Annotated in this window: 14 protein-coding genes; 12 read left to right on the forward strand and 2 right to left on the reverse strand. The window is 69.9% G+C overall.

The features are described 5' to 3' along the window. The 4 genes from DAERI_RS22210 to DAERI_RS02860 form a co-directional block, all read left to right on the forward strand. The coding region (locus DAERI_RS22210) for a hypothetical protein (RefSeq protein ID WP_201262707.1) at positions 1-392 on the forward strand (392 nt) is incomplete at its 5' end. A gap of 95 nt (positions 393-487) precedes the next feature. Then, positions 488-829, forward strand: a complete 342-nt coding sequence (locus DAERI_RS02850) for a Rieske (2Fe-2S) protein (protein ID WP_235610220.1) — start codon at positions 488-490, stop codon at positions 827-829. Positions 830-912: 83 nt separating this feature from the next. Beyond that, a complete protein-coding gene (locus DAERI_RS02855; protein WP_235610222.1) occupies positions 913-1,686 on the forward strand; it encodes a DUF4396 domain-containing protein in 774 nt (257 codons plus the stop codon). Continuing rightward, positions 1,683-2,960: a multicopper oxidase family protein gene (locus DAERI_RS02860; RefSeq protein ID WP_103127985.1), complete on the forward strand. Its 1,278-nt coding sequence runs from the start codon at positions 1,683-1,685 to the stop codon at positions 2,958-2,960. Before DAERI_RS02855 ends, DAERI_RS02860 begins: the two co-directional genes overlap by 4 nt. A gap of 72 nt (positions 2,961-3,032) precedes the next feature. Here the strand turns inward: DAERI_RS02860 and DAERI_RS02865 are convergent, their stop codons facing one another. After that, positions 3,033-5,423, reverse strand: coding sequence for a phosphoketolase family protein (locus tag DAERI_RS02865; RefSeq protein WP_103127986.1), 2,391 nt, complete (start codon positions 5,421-5,423; stop codon positions 3,033-3,035). 278 nt (positions 5,424-5,701) lie between these two features. Between DAERI_RS02865 and DAERI_RS02870 the strand changes: the two genes are divergently transcribed. The 7 genes from DAERI_RS02870 (at position 5,702) to DAERI_RS02900 (ending at position 11,559) form a co-directional block, all read left to right on the forward strand. Further along, positions 5,702-6,376: a response regulator transcription factor gene (locus DAERI_RS02870; RefSeq protein ID WP_103127987.1), complete on the forward strand. Its 675-nt coding sequence runs from the start codon at positions 5,702-5,704 to the stop codon at positions 6,374-6,376. A 50-nt stretch (positions 6,377-6,426) separates the two neighbouring features. After that, positions 6,427-7,869 carry a sensor histidine kinase gene (locus DAERI_RS02875; RefSeq protein ID WP_201262708.1) on the forward strand — a complete coding sequence of 481 codons (1,443 nt, stop codon included), beginning with the start codon at positions 6,427-6,429 and terminating at the stop codon, positions 7,867-7,869. A 158-nt stretch (positions 7,870-8,027) separates the two neighbouring features. Then, positions 8,028-8,255 (forward strand): cation transporter, encoded by a 228-nt coding sequence (locus DAERI_RS02880; RefSeq protein WP_103127989.1) that lies wholly within the window; start codon positions 8,028-8,030, stop codon positions 8,253-8,255. Between the two features lie 88 nt (positions 8,256-8,343). Then, positions 8,344-8,577 carry a DUF2933 domain-containing protein gene (locus DAERI_RS02885; protein WP_103127990.1) on the forward strand — a complete coding sequence of 78 codons (234 nt, stop codon included), beginning with the start codon at positions 8,344-8,346 and terminating at the stop codon, positions 8,575-8,577. After that, on the forward strand, positions 8,574-9,239 hold the full coding sequence (locus DAERI_RS02890) for a methyltransferase family protein (RefSeq protein WP_103127991.1): 666 nt from the start codon (positions 8,574-8,576) through the stop codon (positions 9,237-9,239). Before DAERI_RS02885 ends, DAERI_RS02890 begins: the two co-directional genes overlap by 4 nt. 26 nt (positions 9,240-9,265) lie before the next feature. Further along, the gene (locus DAERI_RS02895) at positions 9,266-10,240 is read left to right on the forward strand and encodes a YncE family protein (RefSeq protein WP_103127992.1); all 975 of its coding nucleotides are present in this window, start codon (positions 9,266-9,268) and stop codon (positions 10,238-10,240) included. A gap of 74 nt (positions 10,241-10,314) precedes the next feature. Then, a complete protein-coding gene (locus tag DAERI_RS02900; protein ID WP_103127993.1) occupies positions 10,315-11,559 on the forward strand; it encodes a glycoside hydrolase family 1 protein in 1,245 nt (414 codons plus the stop codon). Between the two features lie 122 nt (positions 11,560-11,681). Here DAERI_RS02900 and DAERI_RS02905 read toward each other — a convergent pair whose 3' ends face one another. Beyond that, positions 11,682-14,264: a heavy metal translocating P-type ATPase gene (locus tag DAERI_RS02905; protein ID WP_103127994.1), complete on the reverse strand. Its 2,583-nt coding sequence runs from the start codon at positions 14,262-14,264 to the stop codon at positions 11,682-11,684. Between the two features lie 541 nt (positions 14,265-14,805). On the opposite strand from DAERI_RS02905, the gene DAERI_RS02910 reads away from it, so the two are divergent. Continuing rightward, complete coding sequence (locus DAERI_RS02910) at positions 14,806-18,102, forward strand: DEAD/DEAH box helicase (RefSeq protein WP_133161947.1); 3,297 nt, start codon at positions 14,806-14,808, stop codon at positions 18,100-18,102. Positions 18,103-18,110 lie beyond the last annotated feature (8 nt).

The raw sequence follows: 18,110 nt of genomic DNA on the forward strand, positions 1-18,110 counted from the left end.
TTCTGCTGGAAACGCCGCGCGTGGCCCTGGTGCGCGCGGCGGATGGCCTGGAGGCGCTCAACAGCGTGATGGAGTTGATGCGCGACCTCCGGCGCCCCCGCGGCGACATGTGGGAAGTGGCGGTCTGGGAGGACGCCCTGGCCAGCGACGGGCGCGAAGTGTACCTCACTTTCCAGGTGCACAACGAGGCCATCGTGATTCCCGAGAACGTGGACTGCATCCGGGCGCTCAGCGGCACCGAGCCGGACGCGGCGCGGTCCATCGCGAAAACGGACGCCAGCCTGGGCATCACCCGCCACTTTCTGCCCTCCTCCCGGCCACCACGGGTGACGCCGGGTCAAGGAACGCCTGCCGGTTCCAAGGGGGCCGAAGAGCCGACGGCCCCCCGGTGACCCATGGACAGGTCATGGCAGAGGGAAAGCGTGCGGACTGCCAGCGAGCCCCTGACCACCGTGCTCCCCGGACGGGTGCGCTCGCCGGGGGCGGCGTGAACGCACCAGGTTCAGGGGCGAGCCGGACGGGGGAGCGTGTCCGGGTCGGTCGGGTCGCCGACCTGCCCGAGGGTAGCCAGACCAGCGTCCGGGTGGGGGACCAGAACGTCCTCGTCATCCGGGATCAGGGCAGGTTCTACGCACTGCGCAATCTCTGCACCCACCAGAACTTTCCGCTGGAGGGTGGCCCGGTGGAGGACGGCGCGATCACCTGCCCCAAGCACGGGGCAAGATTCGATCTCGAGACCGGCCGGGCCCTGCGGCTGCCCGCCGTGAAGCCCGTGCGGCTCTTTCGCGCTGAGGTCGAGGGGGAGGAAGTCTATGTCTCACCGCTGTAACGGCCAGGTGCCGGTCCGCTTGCGGGACGGCGGGAACGCTGTCAACGGGGGGCCGGGAGCCCTCCCGGGAAGGGGCATTCGCCGTGGTTGACCTCGACACCGTGTTGCGGGTCTGGTTCGTCCTGGCCGCCCTCACCACGCTGTACGTGGCCTGGGACGCCTTTGCCAACAATCCCGAGATGAAGGTCATGAAGTGGGGGTGGGTGTTTGTCACGGCGTACACCGGACCGGTCGGCGCGGCGCTGTACGTGCTGTCCTGTCAGGCCCCTGTCGCCGGGCAGCACCCGGAGTTCATCCGTCCCCTGTGGAAGCAGGGCCTGGGGTCCGCCATCCACTGCCTGGCGGGGGACGCCACCGGCATCATCCTGGCCGCCGCTGTCACCGGGCTGCTGGGGTGGCCGATGGGGTTCGACCTGCTGGCGGAGTACGTCTTCGGCTTTCTGTTCAGCCTGCTGATCTTCCAGGCGCTGTTCATGCGGAACATGCTGGGCGGCTCGTACCTGGCGGCGCTGCGCCGCAGCCTGCTGCCCGAGTTCCTGTCGATGAACGTGATGATGGCAGGCATGGCACCGGTGATGGTCCTGCTGATGAGCCGGGACATGGCCGCGATGGAACCTACCTCGCTGCGTTTCTGGGGCGTGATGTCGCTTGCGGCGGTCGTGGGGCTGGCCTTCGCCTATCCCATCAACGTCTGGCTGGTGAGCGTCCGTTCCAAGGAAGGGATGGGGACCGTCCTGGCCCTCGGGCGGGGCGGCCACAGCCTGACGGCCGAGCGTCACCTCGCTGCCGCCCGTGCGGAACGGCCCCTGGCCCCCGTGCCTCCCGCCAGCCCCAGCATGAAAGGAATGGAATCATGAACGACCGCAACGGCAGTGACCGCAGCGTGGGGCCATCCGGCCCGGTGGGCATGGAGGACATGGGGAGCCCGCCCCGGGTCGGCAGGCCGCAGATGACTGCCGTCACCGTCCTGACGCTGCTCGCCCTGGCGGGAGGCGTGCTGCTCTCGGCCCGGTATGGCGACCTCGGCATGAGGGCCAGCGCCATGCAGAATGGGACGATGCCCGGCATGACCGTGGGAGGAAGCGGCCAGGCCACGCCGGTGTCGCAGCTTCCCGACACGCCCGTCCAGACGCCGACCAAGATGGGCAGCCTGGTGATGCCGCCCGGCATGATCATGACCGCCAGCACGCCGATGGAGGCGATGGCCGACATGGCGGCCGTGGACCTGGGCAAGGTCAGCTCCACCGCCCCCCCGAACGCGCGTGGCGATCAGCCGCTCACGCCCCGGGTCGAGAACGGCGTGAAGGTGTTTCAGCTCGAAACCTCGCTGATCCGCTGGAACATCCTGCCCGGAACGCAGGTCGCGGCCTACGCCGTGAACCGGCAGGTCCCGGGGCCGCGCCTGCGCCTCACCGAGGGAGACCGTGTCCGCATCATCGTGAAGAACACCCTGCCCGAGCCCACCACCCTCCACTGGCACGGCCTGGTGGTGCCCAATGCGATGGACGGTGCGGCGGACGTCACCCAGCCGCCCATTCCCCCGGGCGGGAGCTTCACCTACGAGTTCACGGTGAGGCAGGTCGGGACCTACTTCTACCACTCACACACCGCGGTGGATCGCCAGGAGGGCCTGGGGCTCTACGGGGCGCTGATCGTTGATCCCAGGGACCGGGCGGGCGAGCCGCGGGCAGACGCCGAATACACCCTGCAGTTGCAGGAGTGGACCTTCAAGGACGGCTACACCTTTCCCGCCATGCTCATGGAGGGCCTGCTGCCGAACTTCTTCACCATCAACGGCAAGGCCTATCCCGCCACCGACACCATCCGGATGAAGATCGGCCAGACGGTGAGGCTGCGCTTTATTGGCAGCAACAACAACTTCATCCACCCCATGCATGTCCACGGCGGGCCATTCGAGGTCGTGGCCCGCGACGGCGAGACCCTGGCCCCCTCGGCCCGCTTCCGGGCCGACACCATCAACGTCGGGCCGGGGCAACGCTACGACGTGATCTGGACGGCGCGCGAGAAGGGCACCTGGCTGATTCACTGCCACATCCCCCACCACCTCACCAATGACAACGTGGAGGTCCAGGGGGGTGGCGGCCTCACGATGGCCATCGTCGTGAGCTGAACGGCCGGGAAGCCCGGGGAAAGTTCACCGGGACCGCGTCACCCCCCCGCGGTCCCGGCAGCCGGTGGTGCCTCAGCCGCGCCAGGTCCAGTTCTTTACCTCGGGCAGGTCATCGCCGTGTTCCCGGATGTACGCGTGGTGCTCGGCGAGGCGGTCGCGCATCCGCTGCCCGAAATGCGCCCCCACCTCTCGCAGGCGCGGCACCCGGTTCACCACGTCCAGGGCGAGGTGGAAGCGGTCGAGGTCGTTCAGCACCGTCATGTCGAAGGGCGTGGTCGTCGTCCCCTCCTCCTTGTAGCCGCGCACATGCAGGTTGGGGTGGTTCGTGCGGCGGTAGGTGAGGCGGTGGATCAACCAGGGGTAGCCGTGATACGCGAAGATGATGGGGCGGTCGGTGGTGAAGAGGCGGTCGAACTCCTGGTGGGTGAGGCCGTGGGGGTGCTCCTCGTGGGGTTGCAGCGTCATCAGGTCCACCACGTTCACCACCCGGATCTTCAGGTCCGGGAAGGCCTCCCGCAGCAGGTCCACCGCCGCGAGCGTCTCCAGGGTGGGCACGTCCCCCGCGCAGGCCATCACCACGTCGGGCTCCGCCCCCGCGTCGGTGCTCGCCCAGGACCAGATGCCCACGCCCGCCGCGCAGTGGCGCGCGGCCTCGTCCATGCCCAGCCACTGGGGAGCGGGCTGTTTCCCGGCCACGATCACGTTCACGTACTGGCGGCTGCGCAGGCAGTGGTCGGCCACCGAGAGCAGCGTGTTCGCGTCGGGCGGCAGGTACACCCGCACCACGTCCGCCTTCTTGTTCACCACGTGGTCGATGAAGCCGGGGTCCTGGTGCGAGAAGCCGTTGTGGTCCTGCCGCCACACGTGCGAGGTAAGCAGGTAGTTCAGGCTCGCGATCGGTCGACGCCAGGGGAGGTCGTTGGTGGTCTTCAGCCACTTGGCGTGCTGGTTGAACATCGAGTCCACGATGTGGATGAACGCCTCGTAGCACGAGAACAGCCCGTGCCGTCCGGTCAGCAGGTAGCCCTCCAGCCAGCCCTGGAGCACCTGCTCGCTCAGCAGTTCCATGACCCGCCCGTCCGGGGACAGGTGCTCGTCGGTCGGGAGGACTGGCCCCAGCCACGTCTTCGTGGTGGCCCCGTACACGGCGTCCAGACGGTTCGAGGCCGTCTCGTCCGGCCCGAACAGCCGGAAGTTCACCGGGTTCTTCGCCATCACGTCCCTCAGGAAGGTGCCGAGCACGCGGGTCGCCTCGGCGGTTACCCCGCCGGGCCGGGGCACGGGGACGGCGTACAGGCGGAAATCGGGCAGCTCCAGGGGCCGCAGCAGCAGTCCCCCGTTCGCCACCGGATTGGCCCCCATCCGCCGCGTTCCCCGTGGCGCGAGGGCCGTGAGTTCCGGCCGCAGCCGCCCGCTGTCGTCGAAGAGCTCCTCCGGACGGTAGCTGCGGAGCCACGCCTCCAGGGCGCGCAGGTGATCGGGAGACTCGAACAGCCCCGCGAGCGGCACCTGGTGGGAACGCCAGGTTCCCTCCACGGGGAGGCCGTCCACCTCCCGCGGCCCGGTCCAGCCCTTGGGACTCCGCAGCACGATCAGCGGCCAGTGGGGCCGCGAGGTCGCGCCCTCTTCCCGCGCCGCGCGCTGGATCGCCGTGATGTCGGCCCAGACCTGTTCCAGCGTGGCGGCCATCTTGCCGTGCATCTCGGCCGGATCGTCGCCCTCCACCAGGTAGGGCCGGTGCCCATACCCCGTGAGCAGCGCCTCCAGCTCCGCCCCGTCCAGGCGGCCCAGCACGGTGGGATTGGCGATCTTGTACCCGTTGAGGTGCAGGATGGGCAGCACCGCCCCGTCCCGCGCCGGGTTCAGGAACTTGTTGGCGTGCCAGCTCGCCGCCAGGGCGCCCGTCTCCGCCTCGCCGTCGCCGACCACGCAGGCGACGAGGAGCCCCGGGTGGTCGAAGGCGGCCCCATACGCGTGCGCGAGGCTGTAACCCAGTTCGCCCCCCTCGTGGATGGAGCCGGGCGTCTCGGGGGCCACGTGGCTGGGAATACCGCCGGGGAAGGAGAACTGCTTGAACAGCCGCCGCAGGCCCGCCTCGTTCTGCCCCACTTCCGGGTAGACCTCACTGTAGGTGCCTTCCAGGTAGGTGTTCGCCACCAGGCCGGGGCCGCCGTGCCCGGGACCGGCGACGTACAGCACGCTCAAGTCATGCGCCCGGATCAGCCGGTTGAGGTGGGCGTAGATGAAGTTCAGCCCGGGTGTGGTGCCCCAGTGGCCCAGGAGCCGGGGCTTGACGTGGTCCAGGCTGAGGGGTTCCCGCAGCAGCGGGTTGTCCAGCAGGTAGATCTGGCCCACCGACAGGTAGTTCGCGGCGCGCCAGTACGCGTCGAGCAGGCGCAGTTCCTCGGGGGACAGGGGCGACGGGCCAGGCGGGGTGGCGGAAAGGGCAGGTCGGGGAGTCATGGGGGCCTCCGGCGTGGGAAAGCGGGCAGGTGGGACCGGCAAGGCTGATCCCGGGGACAGCAGGACTGGCGCGACCAGGGTCAGCGGTGGGGGCGTCCGCACGGCGCCGGTCCTCCAAGCCTAGATGGCCTGCCTGAGCGGCACCCGCGTGGGACCTGAGCCGACGCTGAGGGCCTCACGCCGCCTGCACCGCGAACGCTGGGGTGGCCCCCTTGCCCTTTTCCAGCCGGGTGGGGGTCCCTCCTCTTCCAGCGGTGAGGCAGAATGAACGCTGGGGCATGGAACGCATCCTGGTGATTGATGACGACGGGGGGGTCACGGCGGCCCTCAAGCGGGGCCTCACCTTCGAGGGGTACGCCGTGGAGGTGGCCGCGTCGGGCGAGTCGGGCCTCCGCCTCCTGCGGGGCCAGACCCCTGACCTGGTGATCCTCGACGTGATGATGCCGGGGGTGGACGGGCTGGAGGTGCTGCGCCGGCTGCGCGCCGCCGGGGATGACACCCCCGTGCTGCTGCTGACTGCGCGCGACGAGGACCGGGACCAGATCGCGGGGCTGGAGGCGGGGGCCGACGACTACGTCGTGAAGCCCTTTACCTTCGACGTGCTGCTCGCGCGGGTGCGGACCCTCCTGCGCCGCCGCCGGACAGAGCGCCCCACGGTCCTGCGCTGTGCCGACCTGACGCTGGAGGTCGAGGGGCACGTGGTCCGCCGGGGGGGGCGGGTCGTGCCGCTCACCCACCTCGAGTTCAGGCTGTTGCGGGAGCTGCTGGAAGGCCAGGGCCGGGTGCTGTCCAAGCAGCGGCTGCTCGACCGGGTGTGGGACAAGTCGTATTTCGGAGACGTGAACGTCGTGGAGGTATGCGTGAAGCAGTTGCGCCACAAGCTGGAGGAACCCGGGGAAGAGCGCCTGATCCACACCGTGCGCGGCGCCGGGTACGTGCTGCGCCGGGAGTGAGCGCCGCCGGGGCCGGTGGGGGGCCCGGCCGGTCGCGCCTATCGTGGAGGTTGCCCCTGCGCTGGCGCCTGGCGCTGGTGTACGGCCTCGGCTGCGCCCTGGCCCTGTTCGCCTCGGGCCTCCTCAGCTACGCCTTTCACACCCGCAGCCATTACGATGAACTCGACCGCGTCCTGGTGGACCGCGCGCTGCACCTGGCGGCCGAGGTGCGGCAGGCAGGAACGCGGGTGAACACCGATCTTCAGGCTGGGGGCCTCCCGGTCCTGTCCGGCGTGTATGGCCCCGACGGGCGGGTGCGGCGCCGGAGCGCGGCGGCCCCGGCCTTGGTGCAGGCGTCCCCGCCCCAGGTGCTCGCCGCGCCCGCCGGACCCGCCTACGCCGGCGTGGTGGCGCTGTTTCCCCGGCTGACGCCGCCCCCGCCGCACCCGGCCGGGGGTGCGTTCGGGCTGCTGGTCGGGGAGCAGCGCTGGCGGGTCTTCGTGCTGCCCGTGCGCGCGGGGGGCACGGCGCTCGGCTATGTCGAGACCCTCACCCCGCTGGGACTGCTGGACCGTTCGGTCGCCCGGCTGAGAACGGTGCTGCTCGGGGTGGGCACGCTGTGCCTGCTCGGCGCGCTGGCCGCGACCTGGTTCACCGCGGGGCGGCTGCTGCGGCCCCTGGAGGCCATGACGGCGGCCGCCCGCGAGATCGCCCGCTCGCGGGAGCCGACGGCGCGGGTGGCACCGCCACCCCACGACGACGAGGTCGGCGAGCTGGCGCGGACCTTCAACACCATGCTGGAGAGCCTGGAGGAGTCGGCGCAGACCCAGCGCCGCTTTATCGCGGACGCCTCCCACGAGTTGCGGGCCCCCCTGACGGTCGTCCGGGCCAACCTGGACCTGTTGCGGCGCTACCCGGACATGCCGGAGGCGGAGCGTGCGGACGTCGTGCGGGAAGCCGAGCGGGAGAGCGAGCGCATGACCCGCCTCGTCGGCCAGTTGTTGACCCTGGCGCGCGGGGACGCGGGCCTGGGCATCCGGCGGGGACAGGTCGTGCTGGAGGCGCTGGTCCGCGAGACGGTCCAGGAGGCGCAACACCTGGCACGCGGGCAGCGGCTGGCGCTCGGGCCCGTCGACGCGGCGACCGTGGAGGGGGACGGGGACCGGCTCAAGCAACTCCTGCTCATCCTGCTGGACAACGCGGTGCACTACACCCCGCCGGGAGGGCAAGTCAACGTCACGCTACGGCGTGACGGCCCGGCGGCGAGGCTGACGGTAAGCGACACGGGCGTCGGCATCGCCGGGCCGGACCTGCCGCGGGTGTTCGAGCGCTTCTACCGGGGCGCCCCGGCCCGCACCCACCACCCGGGGGGCAGCGGCCTGGGCCTTCCGATCGCCCGCTGGATCGCCGAGCAGCACGGCGGCAGCCTGCGGCTGGCAAGCCGGCCGGGCGTGGGGACCCAGGTCACCTTCGAACTGCCCGTCGCGCCGGGGACCGGACCCGGCGGCCGTTAGTTCGGCGGGCCGTTGCCGGGGAGAGTGAACCCGTGCACCTCAGCCAACCCACAGGAACGGCGCAGCGGGCCCTCAAGGGTGGGCGGCAGACTGGGGGTGACGCCCGAATGTGCCCCGGCAGAGTGCAGGGGCCACCACGGGCGCGGCAAGGAGGAGCGATGCACACCACCCAGCGCCTGACCATTCCCATTGACGGGCTCGGGTGCGGTGGGGCCCTGCGGGCGGAGGGCGTTCTGTCCCGGCTGCCGGGTGTCATCCGGGCCTATGTCAACCCCGCCACCGAGATGGGGTATGTGGAGTATGACCCGGGCCAGTTCGACCTCTCGCACCTGCGTTCCGCACTGGCCCGGGCCGGCTTCGAGGCAGGCCCGCCCAGCATCCGGTGAGGGTCCTGCCCGGAGTTCACCGTCGGCCGTCGGCCCCGGTATGGGGCACGGCCGGGATCCGGCGACGTTGCCCGGGTCAGGGGGAAGAATGAGACACCTGCTGCGCACGGCCGGGGGCCTGGTCTTCCTGGCCTTTCTGGGAATCGCGGGCTTTTTCCTCGTCACGGAGCACACGGCCCATGTGTTCGGGGCGCTGCCCCTCGTGCTGGTCCTGCTGTGTCCGCTGATGCACCTCTGGATGCATGGGCATGGGGGACAGGGCCACGCGGGTCCGGGCGCGGACCTGCAAGACGGTTCCTCCCGGGGAGGGGATGCGCGGTGACGGACACGCCCGCCTACGGCCTGTGGGTCCTGGTTGCCTTCAACACCGTGGTGTTCGCGCTCTTCGCGCTGAGTTTCGCGCGGCCCAGAAGCCCGCGCGACTGGCGCGCGTTCTCCGCCTTCACGGCGTTCCTGGTTGCGCTGTTCACCGAGATGTACGGCTTCCCGCTGACCCTCTACCTGCTGTCCGGCTGGTTGCAGCGCCGGTATCCCGACCTGAACGTGTTCTCCCACGACGCGGGGCACCTGTGGTGGGCGATGCTGGGGCAGCGCGGCGATCCTCACCTCGGCCTGCCGCACCTGCTGAGCTACCTGCTGATCGGCGGCGGGTTCTGGCTGGTCGCGGCGGCCTGGGACGTGTTGTACCGCGCGCAGCGGGAGGGACGGGTGGCGACCTCCGGCCCGTACGCGCGGGTCCGTCACCCGCAGTACGCCAGCTTCATCCTGATCCTGCTGGGGTTTCTGGTGCAGTGGCCGACCCTCCTGACCCTGCTGATGTTTCCCGTGCTGGTGGTGATGTACCTGCGGCTCGCCCGGCGCGAGGAGGCCGAGGCCCGTCAGGTGTTCGGGGAAGCCTACGCCCGCTACGCGGCCACCACCCCGGCGTTCTTCCCGGCGCTCAGACGGCCCGGCCAGACGGGGCGCGCCGGTCGTCCCGGATGACGGGGCGTGAACCGAAAGGAGGATTCATGACCCGGCCACACCGCAGGCAGGCCTGGCTTCTCTGCGGCCTGCTCGGACTGTCCGGCGCCGCTGCCGCGCCCACCGTGTACGTCGAGAACGTGACGGATTCCGCCATCATCGCGCTGGACGGTGCGAGCGGACAGGTGATGGGACGGGTGCCCATTCCCGGCACCCCGCACGGCCTGATTTCCGACCCGCAGCGGCAACGGCTGTTCGTGGTGGGCGGGGAGACGGGCACGGTGAGCGTGATCGACGCGGCGCGGCTGCGCGTCCTGCGAACGCTGCGGGTGGGGGCGGGGGTGCGCGGCCTGGCCGTCTCCCCGGACGGACGGCGCCTCTACGTGACCCGCGCGGGGCCGCGCACCCTCACGGTGTTCCGCACCGACACCTGGCAGGTGGAGCGCACCGTCCGGCTCGCGCAGGTTCCTGAACACGTCCTGGTGGGTCCGGGGGCGGCCTGGCTGCTTGTCACCAGCACGAGCATGGCCGGGAGCCTCCCCGGCGCGCGCCTGTCCGGCAGCGTGACCCTGCTGGACGGTTCCACCCTGAAGGTCAGGAACACCTGGATGCTGGGGGGTCGGCCCTACCGTGCCGCCCTCTCGCCGGACGGGCGCCGCGCGGCCCTCACCGAGCTCGACGGGGAACGGATCGACCTGTTGAACACGGCGCCCTTCGCCGTGGCCGCCAGCTACCCGGTCGGCATGGTGCCCGAGCAACTCGCCTTCCGCACCGGGCAGGAGCTGTGGGTCAGCAACCTCAGCGGGACGGCCGTCACGGTGCTGGACGTGTCCAGCGGGAACTCGGTCAACGTGGGGACGGGTGACGGGCCATATGGCCTCGGGATCAGCGCGGACGGGCGCGACGTCTTCGTGAGCAACATGCGGGAGGGCACCGTCGTGAGAATCGACGCGCTGACCCGCCGCGTCACCGCGCGCTACCGGCTCGGCGGGGAACTGCATGCCCTGGTGGTGGGACGTTGAACGCCGGGCCCGGGGGCGTCGTGTGCCCCCTCCTCTGACCCTCGGCCCGGCGGTCGCCCGCACGGAAAGGAGCCATGACCCATTTCCTGTTCGCCACCGGCATCGAGAACAGCGCGCCCACCCTCCAGGGCGGGCGCGTGCGGGTGGACCAGATGCGCGACTGCGGGCACGACGAGCACTACGAGCTGGACTTCGACCTGGCCGTGGAGCTCGGGGTGAACGCCCTGCGGTACGGGCCGCCCCTGCACCGGTCCTTCGTCGGCCCCGGGCGGTACGACTGGTCCTTCGCGGACGCCACCTTCCGGGCGCTGCGGCGGCGGGGGCTCACGGTCATCGCGGACCTCTGCCACTTCGGGGTGCCGGACTGGATCGGGAGCTTCCAGAACCCGGACTTTCCGGAACTGTTTGCCGGGTACGCGGGGGCGTTCGCCCGGCGTTACCCCTGGGTGCAGCTCTACACCCCGGTCAACGAGATGTACATCTGCGCCCTGTTCAGCGGGAAGTACGGCTGGTGGAACGAGGGGCTCACGACAGATCGGGGGTTCGTCACGGCGCTCAAACACTTGGTGAGGGCGAACGTCCTCGCCATGCGGACGATCCTGGAGGTGCGCCCGGACGCGCTGTTCATGCAGAGCGAGTCGACGGAGCACTTCCATGCCCGCGTGCCGGAGGTGCTGGCGCAGGAGGCCTTTCTCAACGAGCTGCGGTTCCTGTCGCTGGACCTGAACTACGGGCGGGACGTGAGCGCCAGCATGCTGGAGTACCTGCTGGATCACGGCCTAACCCGGCAGGAGTACGCCTTTTTCCGGGCGCAGCGGCTCACGCCGCACTGCGTGATGGGCAACGACTACTACGTCACCAACGAACACTGCGTGTTCCCGGACGGCCGCCTGGAACCCTCCGGGGACATGTTCGGGTATGCCCTGATCACCCGTGAGTATCACCGGCGCTACCGGCTGCCGGTGATGCACACCGAGACCAACGCGCCCCAGGGCCGCCGCGGGACGGAAGCGGCGGACTGGCTCACCAAGCAGTGGGCCAACGTCCTCAAGATCCGCAACGACGGGGTCCCGGTGGTGGGCTTCACGTGGTACTCGCTGACGGATCAGGTGGACTGGGACACGGCGCTGCGGGAGCGGAACCTGCGCCCCTACCCGGTGGGCCTGTACGACCTGGACCGCCGTATCCGGCCGGTCGGCACCGCGTACCGCGAGCTGATAACGGCGTGGCGGGACGTGTTGCCAGCCCAGAGCGTCGCCCTCACCCTGCCGCTGACGCCCGCGCCTACGAATCCGTCCTGCTCCCCACCGCCCCGGTGAGGGGGGCTTTGCCTTCGCGCTCCTGGCTCCGTGCGGCGACTGCGGGAAGGAGCAGCGGGTGGTGGGGAAACCGCCCCAAGCGTGCTGCCGCCCACTGGGCGGCAGCCGTGCGGTCAGGAGACTCAGTGGGCCTGAGTGGCACTCGCCAGTGCGGTCTGGGGCCGGGCCGGGTGTCGGCCCAGGCGCACCCGGTTGAGCAGCAGCGCGTTCACCGTGACGATGACGGTGCTCGCACTCATTAGCAGCGCCGCCCACTCGGGGCGCAGCAGAATGCCGTACGCCGGATACAGCACGCCCGCCGCAAAGGGAATGGCAAGGACGTTGTAGATCGCGGCCCAGAAGAGGTTCTGCTTGATCTTGCCGCGCACCCGCCGGGCGAGCTCGATGGAACTTGCCACATCCGCCGGGCTGTTCCTGACCAGGACCACGTCCGCCGTTTCCACCGCGACGTCCGTGCCCGCGCCGATGGCGATGCCCACGTCGGCCTGCGCCAGGGCCGGCGCGTCGTTCACGCCGTCCCCCACCATCGCGACGTTGCGGCCCTGCCCCTGGAGTTCCTGCACCTTCGCGGCCTTGTCCCCCGGCAGCACCTCCGCGATCACGGTGTCCATTCCCAACTGCCGGGCCACCGCCTCCGCCGTCCGGCGGTTGTCCCCGGTGAGCATCACGGTCTGCACGCCCAGCCCGTGCAGGACCTGCACCGCCGTCCGGGCCGTCTCTCGGATGGTGTCGGCCACCGCCACCACGCCCAGCGCCCGTCCGTCCGCGGCCACGTACATCGCGGTTTTTCCGTCTGCCGCGAGCCGGTCCACCTCTCCGGGCAGGGCACCGACGTCCACCCCTTCCCGGTCCATCAGCTTGCGGTTCCCGATCAGCACCCGCTGGCCCTGCACCGTCGCCACCACGCCGTGCCCGGGCACCGAGTCGAACGCGTCCGGACGCTGGATGTCCACCCCCCGGGCCTGGGCACCCCGGACGATGGCCTCCGCCAGCGGGTGCTGCGAGGGCCGGTCCGCCGACGCGGCCAGGTGCAGCAGGTCCGCCTCACCCACTCCGGGGACCGGAATCACGTCCGTCAGGGCGGGTTTGCCCTCGGTGAGCGTGCCGGTCTTGTCAAAAATGACCGTATTCACCCCGGCGGTCGCTTCCAGCGCGGTGGCGTTCTTGAACAGCACGCCCTCCCGTGCCCCTTTCCCGACGCCGACCGTGATCGCGGTCGGCGTGGCCAGCGCCAGCGCGTCCGGGCAGGCGATCACGATGGCGGACACGGTCGCCGTCAACGCAAACACCACGCCCTCATTGCCCAGGAAATACCAGACCAGGAAGGCGATCAGGCCGCTGGTGAGCGCGACGTAGACCAGGTACTTCCCGGCCGTGTCCGCCAGACGCTGCGCGGGCGCCTTGCTCGCCTGCGCGTTCTGCACCATCTGCACGATGCGGGACAGGGCGGTGTCCGCCCCCACCGCCGTCGCGCGGAAGTGGAAGGCGCCGTTCTGATTCACGGTGCCGCCCGTGACCTTCGCCCCCGGGTTCTTCGCCACCGGAATCGGCTCCCCGGTGATCATCGACTCGTCCACGTAGCTGCTCCCGCTGACCACCTCGCCGTCCACCGGCACGCGGTCCCCGGGCCTCACCGCGAGCTCGTCGCCGACCACGACCTGTTCCAACGGCACCTCCACCTCCTGCCCCTGCCGGACCACCCGGGCGGTGGAGGGGGCCAGCTTCAGCAGGGCCTCGACCGCCCGCCCGGTGGCGAAACGGGCGCGCATCTCCAGCCAGTGGCCCAGCAGGGACAGGGTGGTCAGCATGGCCGCCGCCTCGAAGAACACCTCCCGGCCCCCCAGGAAGAGGGTGGCGTACACTGAGAACACCCAGCTCACCAGGATGCCGGTGGCGATCAGGGTCATCATGTTCGCCTCGCCGCGCCGCAGGGCCCGCCACGCCGCCGAGATGAAGGGCCAGCCGCCCCACCACACCACGGGGGTGGCGAGAATCAGCCCGAACCAGGCCATCGAGAGGCCGAGGGGCGGCATGGCGGTAAAGCCCAGCACCTCACCGATGGGGGAATACAGCACCACCGGCACGGTCAGCACCAGGCTGATCACGAAGCGGCGCAGCATGCCCTGCACCATCGCCTCCCCGTGGCCCGCGTGTTCGTCGTGGCCCATCTGCGCGTGCGCGCCCGCCCCGCTGGCCATCATCGCCGCGTGATCGTGGGCCGCGGGGTGCGAGGTGCTGGTGGTCATGGCCGGGTGGTCGTGCCCGGCGTGCCCCGTCTCGGCAGAGGTGTCCTGGCGGCCCTGGGACTGGGTGGGGGGGGCGTGGGGCGCGGACGTCGCGGCCCGGGCCAGCATCGCCGCGTGGTCGTGCCCGGTGTGCCTGCGGTCCGCGTGCCCGACGCGGGGATGCCCCGGCTGCACGGCGGACGGCGGGCAGTCCTCGCAGTCGCAGTCGTACCCGGCGGCGTGCAGGCGGCGGCGCAACTCGGGCTCGGTCACGTTGCCGGGGTCGTACCCGAGGTGGGCGACGGCGCGCGTGCGGTCGATATGCACGCTCTGCACGCCCGCGATGGCGGAGAGGCTGCGCTCAAGGTCGGCGAACTCCGAGCCGTCGTAGCAGTTGCGGAACGCCACTTCCAGAACGCTGGAGGTCTGCGTGCTGGCTTCAGTCTGGCCGTGGTGGTGCGTCTCGTGCTGTCGCGTCATTGTTCCCCCTGCTTTCCCGCTCATCTGCTCACGGCGTGATCGCCCCGTGCCGTGAGGGTAGGCGGCAAGTGTTCAATTCCTGTAAACCCTGCAGGCAGTGACCGCCGCGCTCGCCCACAGGGATGAACCGTCCGGCGAGTGTCCGCTGCGCCCGCGCACCGATGACGTTCTCAAGGGCTCCAGTGAGGCTGGCGCGGTCGTGACCTCGGCTTTTGGGGAACGCGCGGGTTGCTCTGCCGCCAGGATGCCTTCCCCGCCCTGACCCTATACCCTCCCCGGGGGGATGTCAAGGCTGAGCACGGCACTTGGATTCAGCCAAGCAGATTTAGAGCTTCATAGCAGGCCGTCGTCGACACATCCGTCAGGCTATCCCCTGGGGGTGGATTAGAATTCAGGCAGCTTGGGGCGGAACAGTCGGCCTGAGGGGCCAGGTGAGCAAAAATCGCTGCCGGGTGGGGTCCAGGCCCTGCACCAAGACGTGGGCAAAGTAGGACGGATCTTTGCGCCGGCACTGTTACCCTGCGGCCAGCGGGAGGAACCTTTGGCAGCCCTGGAGACCTTCGTCCTACCAAGACAGCACGCCGGTCGTGTCACCCTTCACAAGAACGTCCTTGAGCAGCTCGCCTCGCCGGAGATGGTCCTGCTCGACGGCACGTCCCGGCCGTACCGGCGCGGCCGAACGACGGGAACGCTCGTCGAGGCTCCCGGAGCGCCCTCCATCCTGGTCGTGCCCGGGCCCGTGAAGCCCCCGGACGACGTGGACGCCGTCCTCTGGACGGAGGGAGGTGCCCTTCCCACTTCTCGGGCGGACATCGAGCACCTCAGGGCGCGCTGGGTACAGCCGAAGTTCTCCCGCCACATGCCGCTTCCCGAGGACGCACGCGAACGTGCGCTGGCCTCCTGGCGTGACCGTTTCCGCTTCGCGGAGGAGACGGTCCTGGAGGACGGGCGCCTTCAGGAGGGGCTGCGCTCGCCACAGATCGGCGCACTCCACGCGGCGCTCGCGCACTGGAAGATGACGAACGAGCCGGCGACGGTCGTCATGCCGACAGGGACCGGCAAGACGGAGACGATGCTGGCCCTGCTGGTGCAGCAGCGCCTTGAGCGGCTGCTGGTCGTCGTTCCGAACGACGCGCTCCGAACACAGATCAGCGAGAAGTTCCTGACCCTCGGGCTGCTCAAGAAAGTCGGTGCGCTGGACCCCACATGCCAGCTTCCCGTCGTGTGCCGACTCGACCACGCCCTTCAAAACGCCCAGCAGGCCGACGATGTCTTCGGGCCCTGCAACGTCGTGGTGACCACGATGGACGTGCTGCGCCTGTGCGGTGATGACGCCAAGGCCCGCATCGTCGCCTTGTGCTCGCATCTGTTCATCGACGAGGCCCACCACATCGGGGCGAAAACCTGGAAGCAGACGCGGGAGCTGTTTCTGGACAGGAAGATCCTCCAGTTCACCGCCACGCCGTTCCGCAGCGGCCGTGAGCCCATTCCAGGCAGGGTGATCTTCAATTACCCGCTCCTCAAGGCGCACGAGGAGGAGTACTTCAAACCCATCCTCTTTCGGCCGGTCTCGGCTCTGGACCGGGATCAGGCGGACGGGCTGATCATCACGAGGGCGCTGGACACCCTCGACGCCGATCTGGCCCCCGGCGAGGATCGGCCCGCTGGTTTCGACCACCTGGTGATGGCCCGCGCCGACAACGTGCGGCGGGCCGAGGACCTCCATGCCCGGTATGCGGAGGCCTGCCGCGGGAAGCCGTACGGGGCGGTCCTCGTGTACCACGCCATGCCCGCGCCGGAAAAGCGCGCGGCCCTGGAGGCCCTCGCCCGGCGCGAGGCGCGGGTGGTCGTCTGCGTGAATATGTTCGGGGAGGGCTTCGACCTGCCGAACCTGAAGATCGCGGCGATGCACGACATCCACAAGAGCCTGACGATCACCCTGCAGTTCACCGGGCGGTTCACCCGCGCGAGCCGGACGCTGGGGAACGCGACGCTGATCGCCAACGTGAGTCTGGCCGAGGTGCAGGCGGAACTCCGTGACCTGTACGCCGAGGACCCCGACTGGAACGTCCTGTTGCGGGTCCTGAGTGCCGAGGCGTCCGGACGCCAGGAACAGTTGATGGACTTCCTGGACACGTTCCAGAAGACCGAACGGGCCCTTCCCATCCAGAACATCTCGCCCAAGATGAGTGCCGTGGTCTACCGGACCACCTGCCCGATGTGGGACCCCGACCACATCACGGACGTGGTCTCCGAGGACCTGCTCTACGCCCCGCCCACTGTCAGCCACCGGGAGCACGTCGCCGTGTTCGTCACCCGGGACCAGACTCCGGTGGGGTGGGGTGACTTTCATACCCTGCAGAACGTGACCTGGGACGTGTCCATCCTGCACTGGGACGCCGGGCGGCACCTGCTGTACGTCCACAGTTCGGACCTCGACGAGATGCCCGACAAGCTTGCCAGGGCGGTCACCGGCGGCACGGCGGAACGGGTAGAGGGTGAGACGACCTTCCGCTGCCTGCACGGCATCCAGCGCCTGACGCTCACGAACCTCGGCCTGAGCAGCACGATCCGCGGGGCGGTGCGCTTCACCATGTTCATGGGCTCGGACATCGTTTCCGGCCTCGCCGAGGCCTCCACCCAGGACCGCACGAAGTCCAACATCTTCGGGTTCGGGTATGAGCGGGCCGAACGGTCGAGCGCTGGCTGCTCTGCCAGGGGGCGGCTCTGGTCCTACCAGATTGCCCCGACCGTGTACGACTGGATGCGCTGGTGCCACTCGCTGGGCGCGAAGTTGATCGACGATTCCATCGACGTGAGCGGTCTCCTGGAGCGCGCCATCAAGTGGCGGACGGTCGAGGGGCGTCCCCGGGCGGTGCCGCTCGCGGTGGAGTGGTCCGAGGACATCCTGGCGAGGCCGGAGCAGGCGATCATGTTCGAGCTGGAAGGAACGGTTTCACACCTGTACGAGACGGGCCTGGCCGTGACGACCTTCCAGGAGGATGGGCCGCTCCGCTTCAGGGTCTTCACCGAGGAGCACTCCGTGGAGTACGAGGTCGTATTCGGCGACGACGTGGGCTACCGGCCGGTGAACGGCGTGGAGGTGCTGGTCACCACCGGCAAGGCGGAGAAGAACACCCGTGTTCCGCTGTCCGAGTGGCTCGTCCGGTATCCGCCGACCACGTACTTTCATGACCGGACCGTGATGTGGGGCCGCCTGATCGCCCACCCGGCCCCCGTGACGGCGCCCTTTTCGACGGAGCGGGTGGAGGCCTGGGACTGGACGGGCACGAACATCCGCGCGGAGTCGCAGGGCCCCCACCGCGACCCGGCGACCGTGCAGTACCGGGTCATCCAGTGGCTGCTCGGGCAGGACTTCGACATCGTGTTCGATGATGACGACACCTGGGAGGCGGCGGATATCGTGGCGATCAAGCTGTACGACGACCGGCTGGTCGTCCGGCTCTACCACTGCAAGTACTCGGGCGAGGACCAGCCCGGTGCCCGGGTCGGCGACCTGTATGAGGTGTGCGGCCAGGCACAGAAAAGCGTGCACTGGCGCGCGGACGTCGAGGGACTTTTCCAGCACCTGGTCAAGAGGGAGGGGGAACGGCAGGCGCGTCACGGCACGACGCGGTTCGATCTCGGGGATGCGGCGACCCTGCGTGCGCTGGGACGCAGGGCACGGTACCTCAGGCCCGAGTTCCACGTTTCGGTCGTGCAACCTGGTGTTTCCAAGCGCAGGATCTCCGATGCTCAGTTGAATCTGCTCGCTGTCACCGAGCTGTACTTGCAGGAAACCTACGGCATCACGTTCAGCGTGATCACGAGTGATTGAGCCTTCGG

Source organism: Deinococcus aerius (assembly GCF_002897375.1).
Classification (GTDB): Bacteria; Deinococcota; Deinococci; order Deinococcales; family Deinococcaceae; genus Deinococcus; species Deinococcus aerius.

Coding starts and splice junctions, on each gene's coding strand:
- DAERI_RS02860 (WP_103127985.1), top strand. CDS start 1,683: ATGAACGACCGCAACGGCAGTGACCGCAGCGTGGGGCCATCCGGCCCG.
- DAERI_RS02865 (WP_103127986.1), bottom strand. CDS start 5,423: ATGACTCCCCGACCTGCCCTTTCCGCCACCCCGCCTGGCCCGTCGCCC.
- DAERI_RS02870 (WP_103127987.1), top strand. CDS start 5,702: ATGGAACGCATCCTGGTGATTGATGACGACGGGGGGGTCACGGCGGCC.
- DAERI_RS02880 (WP_103127989.1), top strand. CDS start 8,028: ATGCACACCACCCAGCGCCTGACCATTCCCATTGACGGGCTCGGGTGC.
- DAERI_RS02885 (WP_103127990.1), top strand. CDS start 8,344: ATGAGACACCTGCTGCGCACGGCCGGGGGCCTGGTCTTCCTGGCCTTT.
- DAERI_RS02895 (WP_103127992.1), top strand. CDS start 9,266: ATGACCCGGCCACACCGCAGGCAGGCCTGGCTTCTCTGCGGCCTGCTC.
- DAERI_RS02900 (WP_103127993.1), top strand. CDS start 10,315: ATGACCCATTTCCTGTTCGCCACCGGCATCGAGAACAGCGCGCCCACC.
- DAERI_RS02905 (WP_103127994.1), bottom strand. CDS start 14,264: ATGACGCGACAGCACGAGACGCACCACCACGGCCAGACTGAAGCCAGC.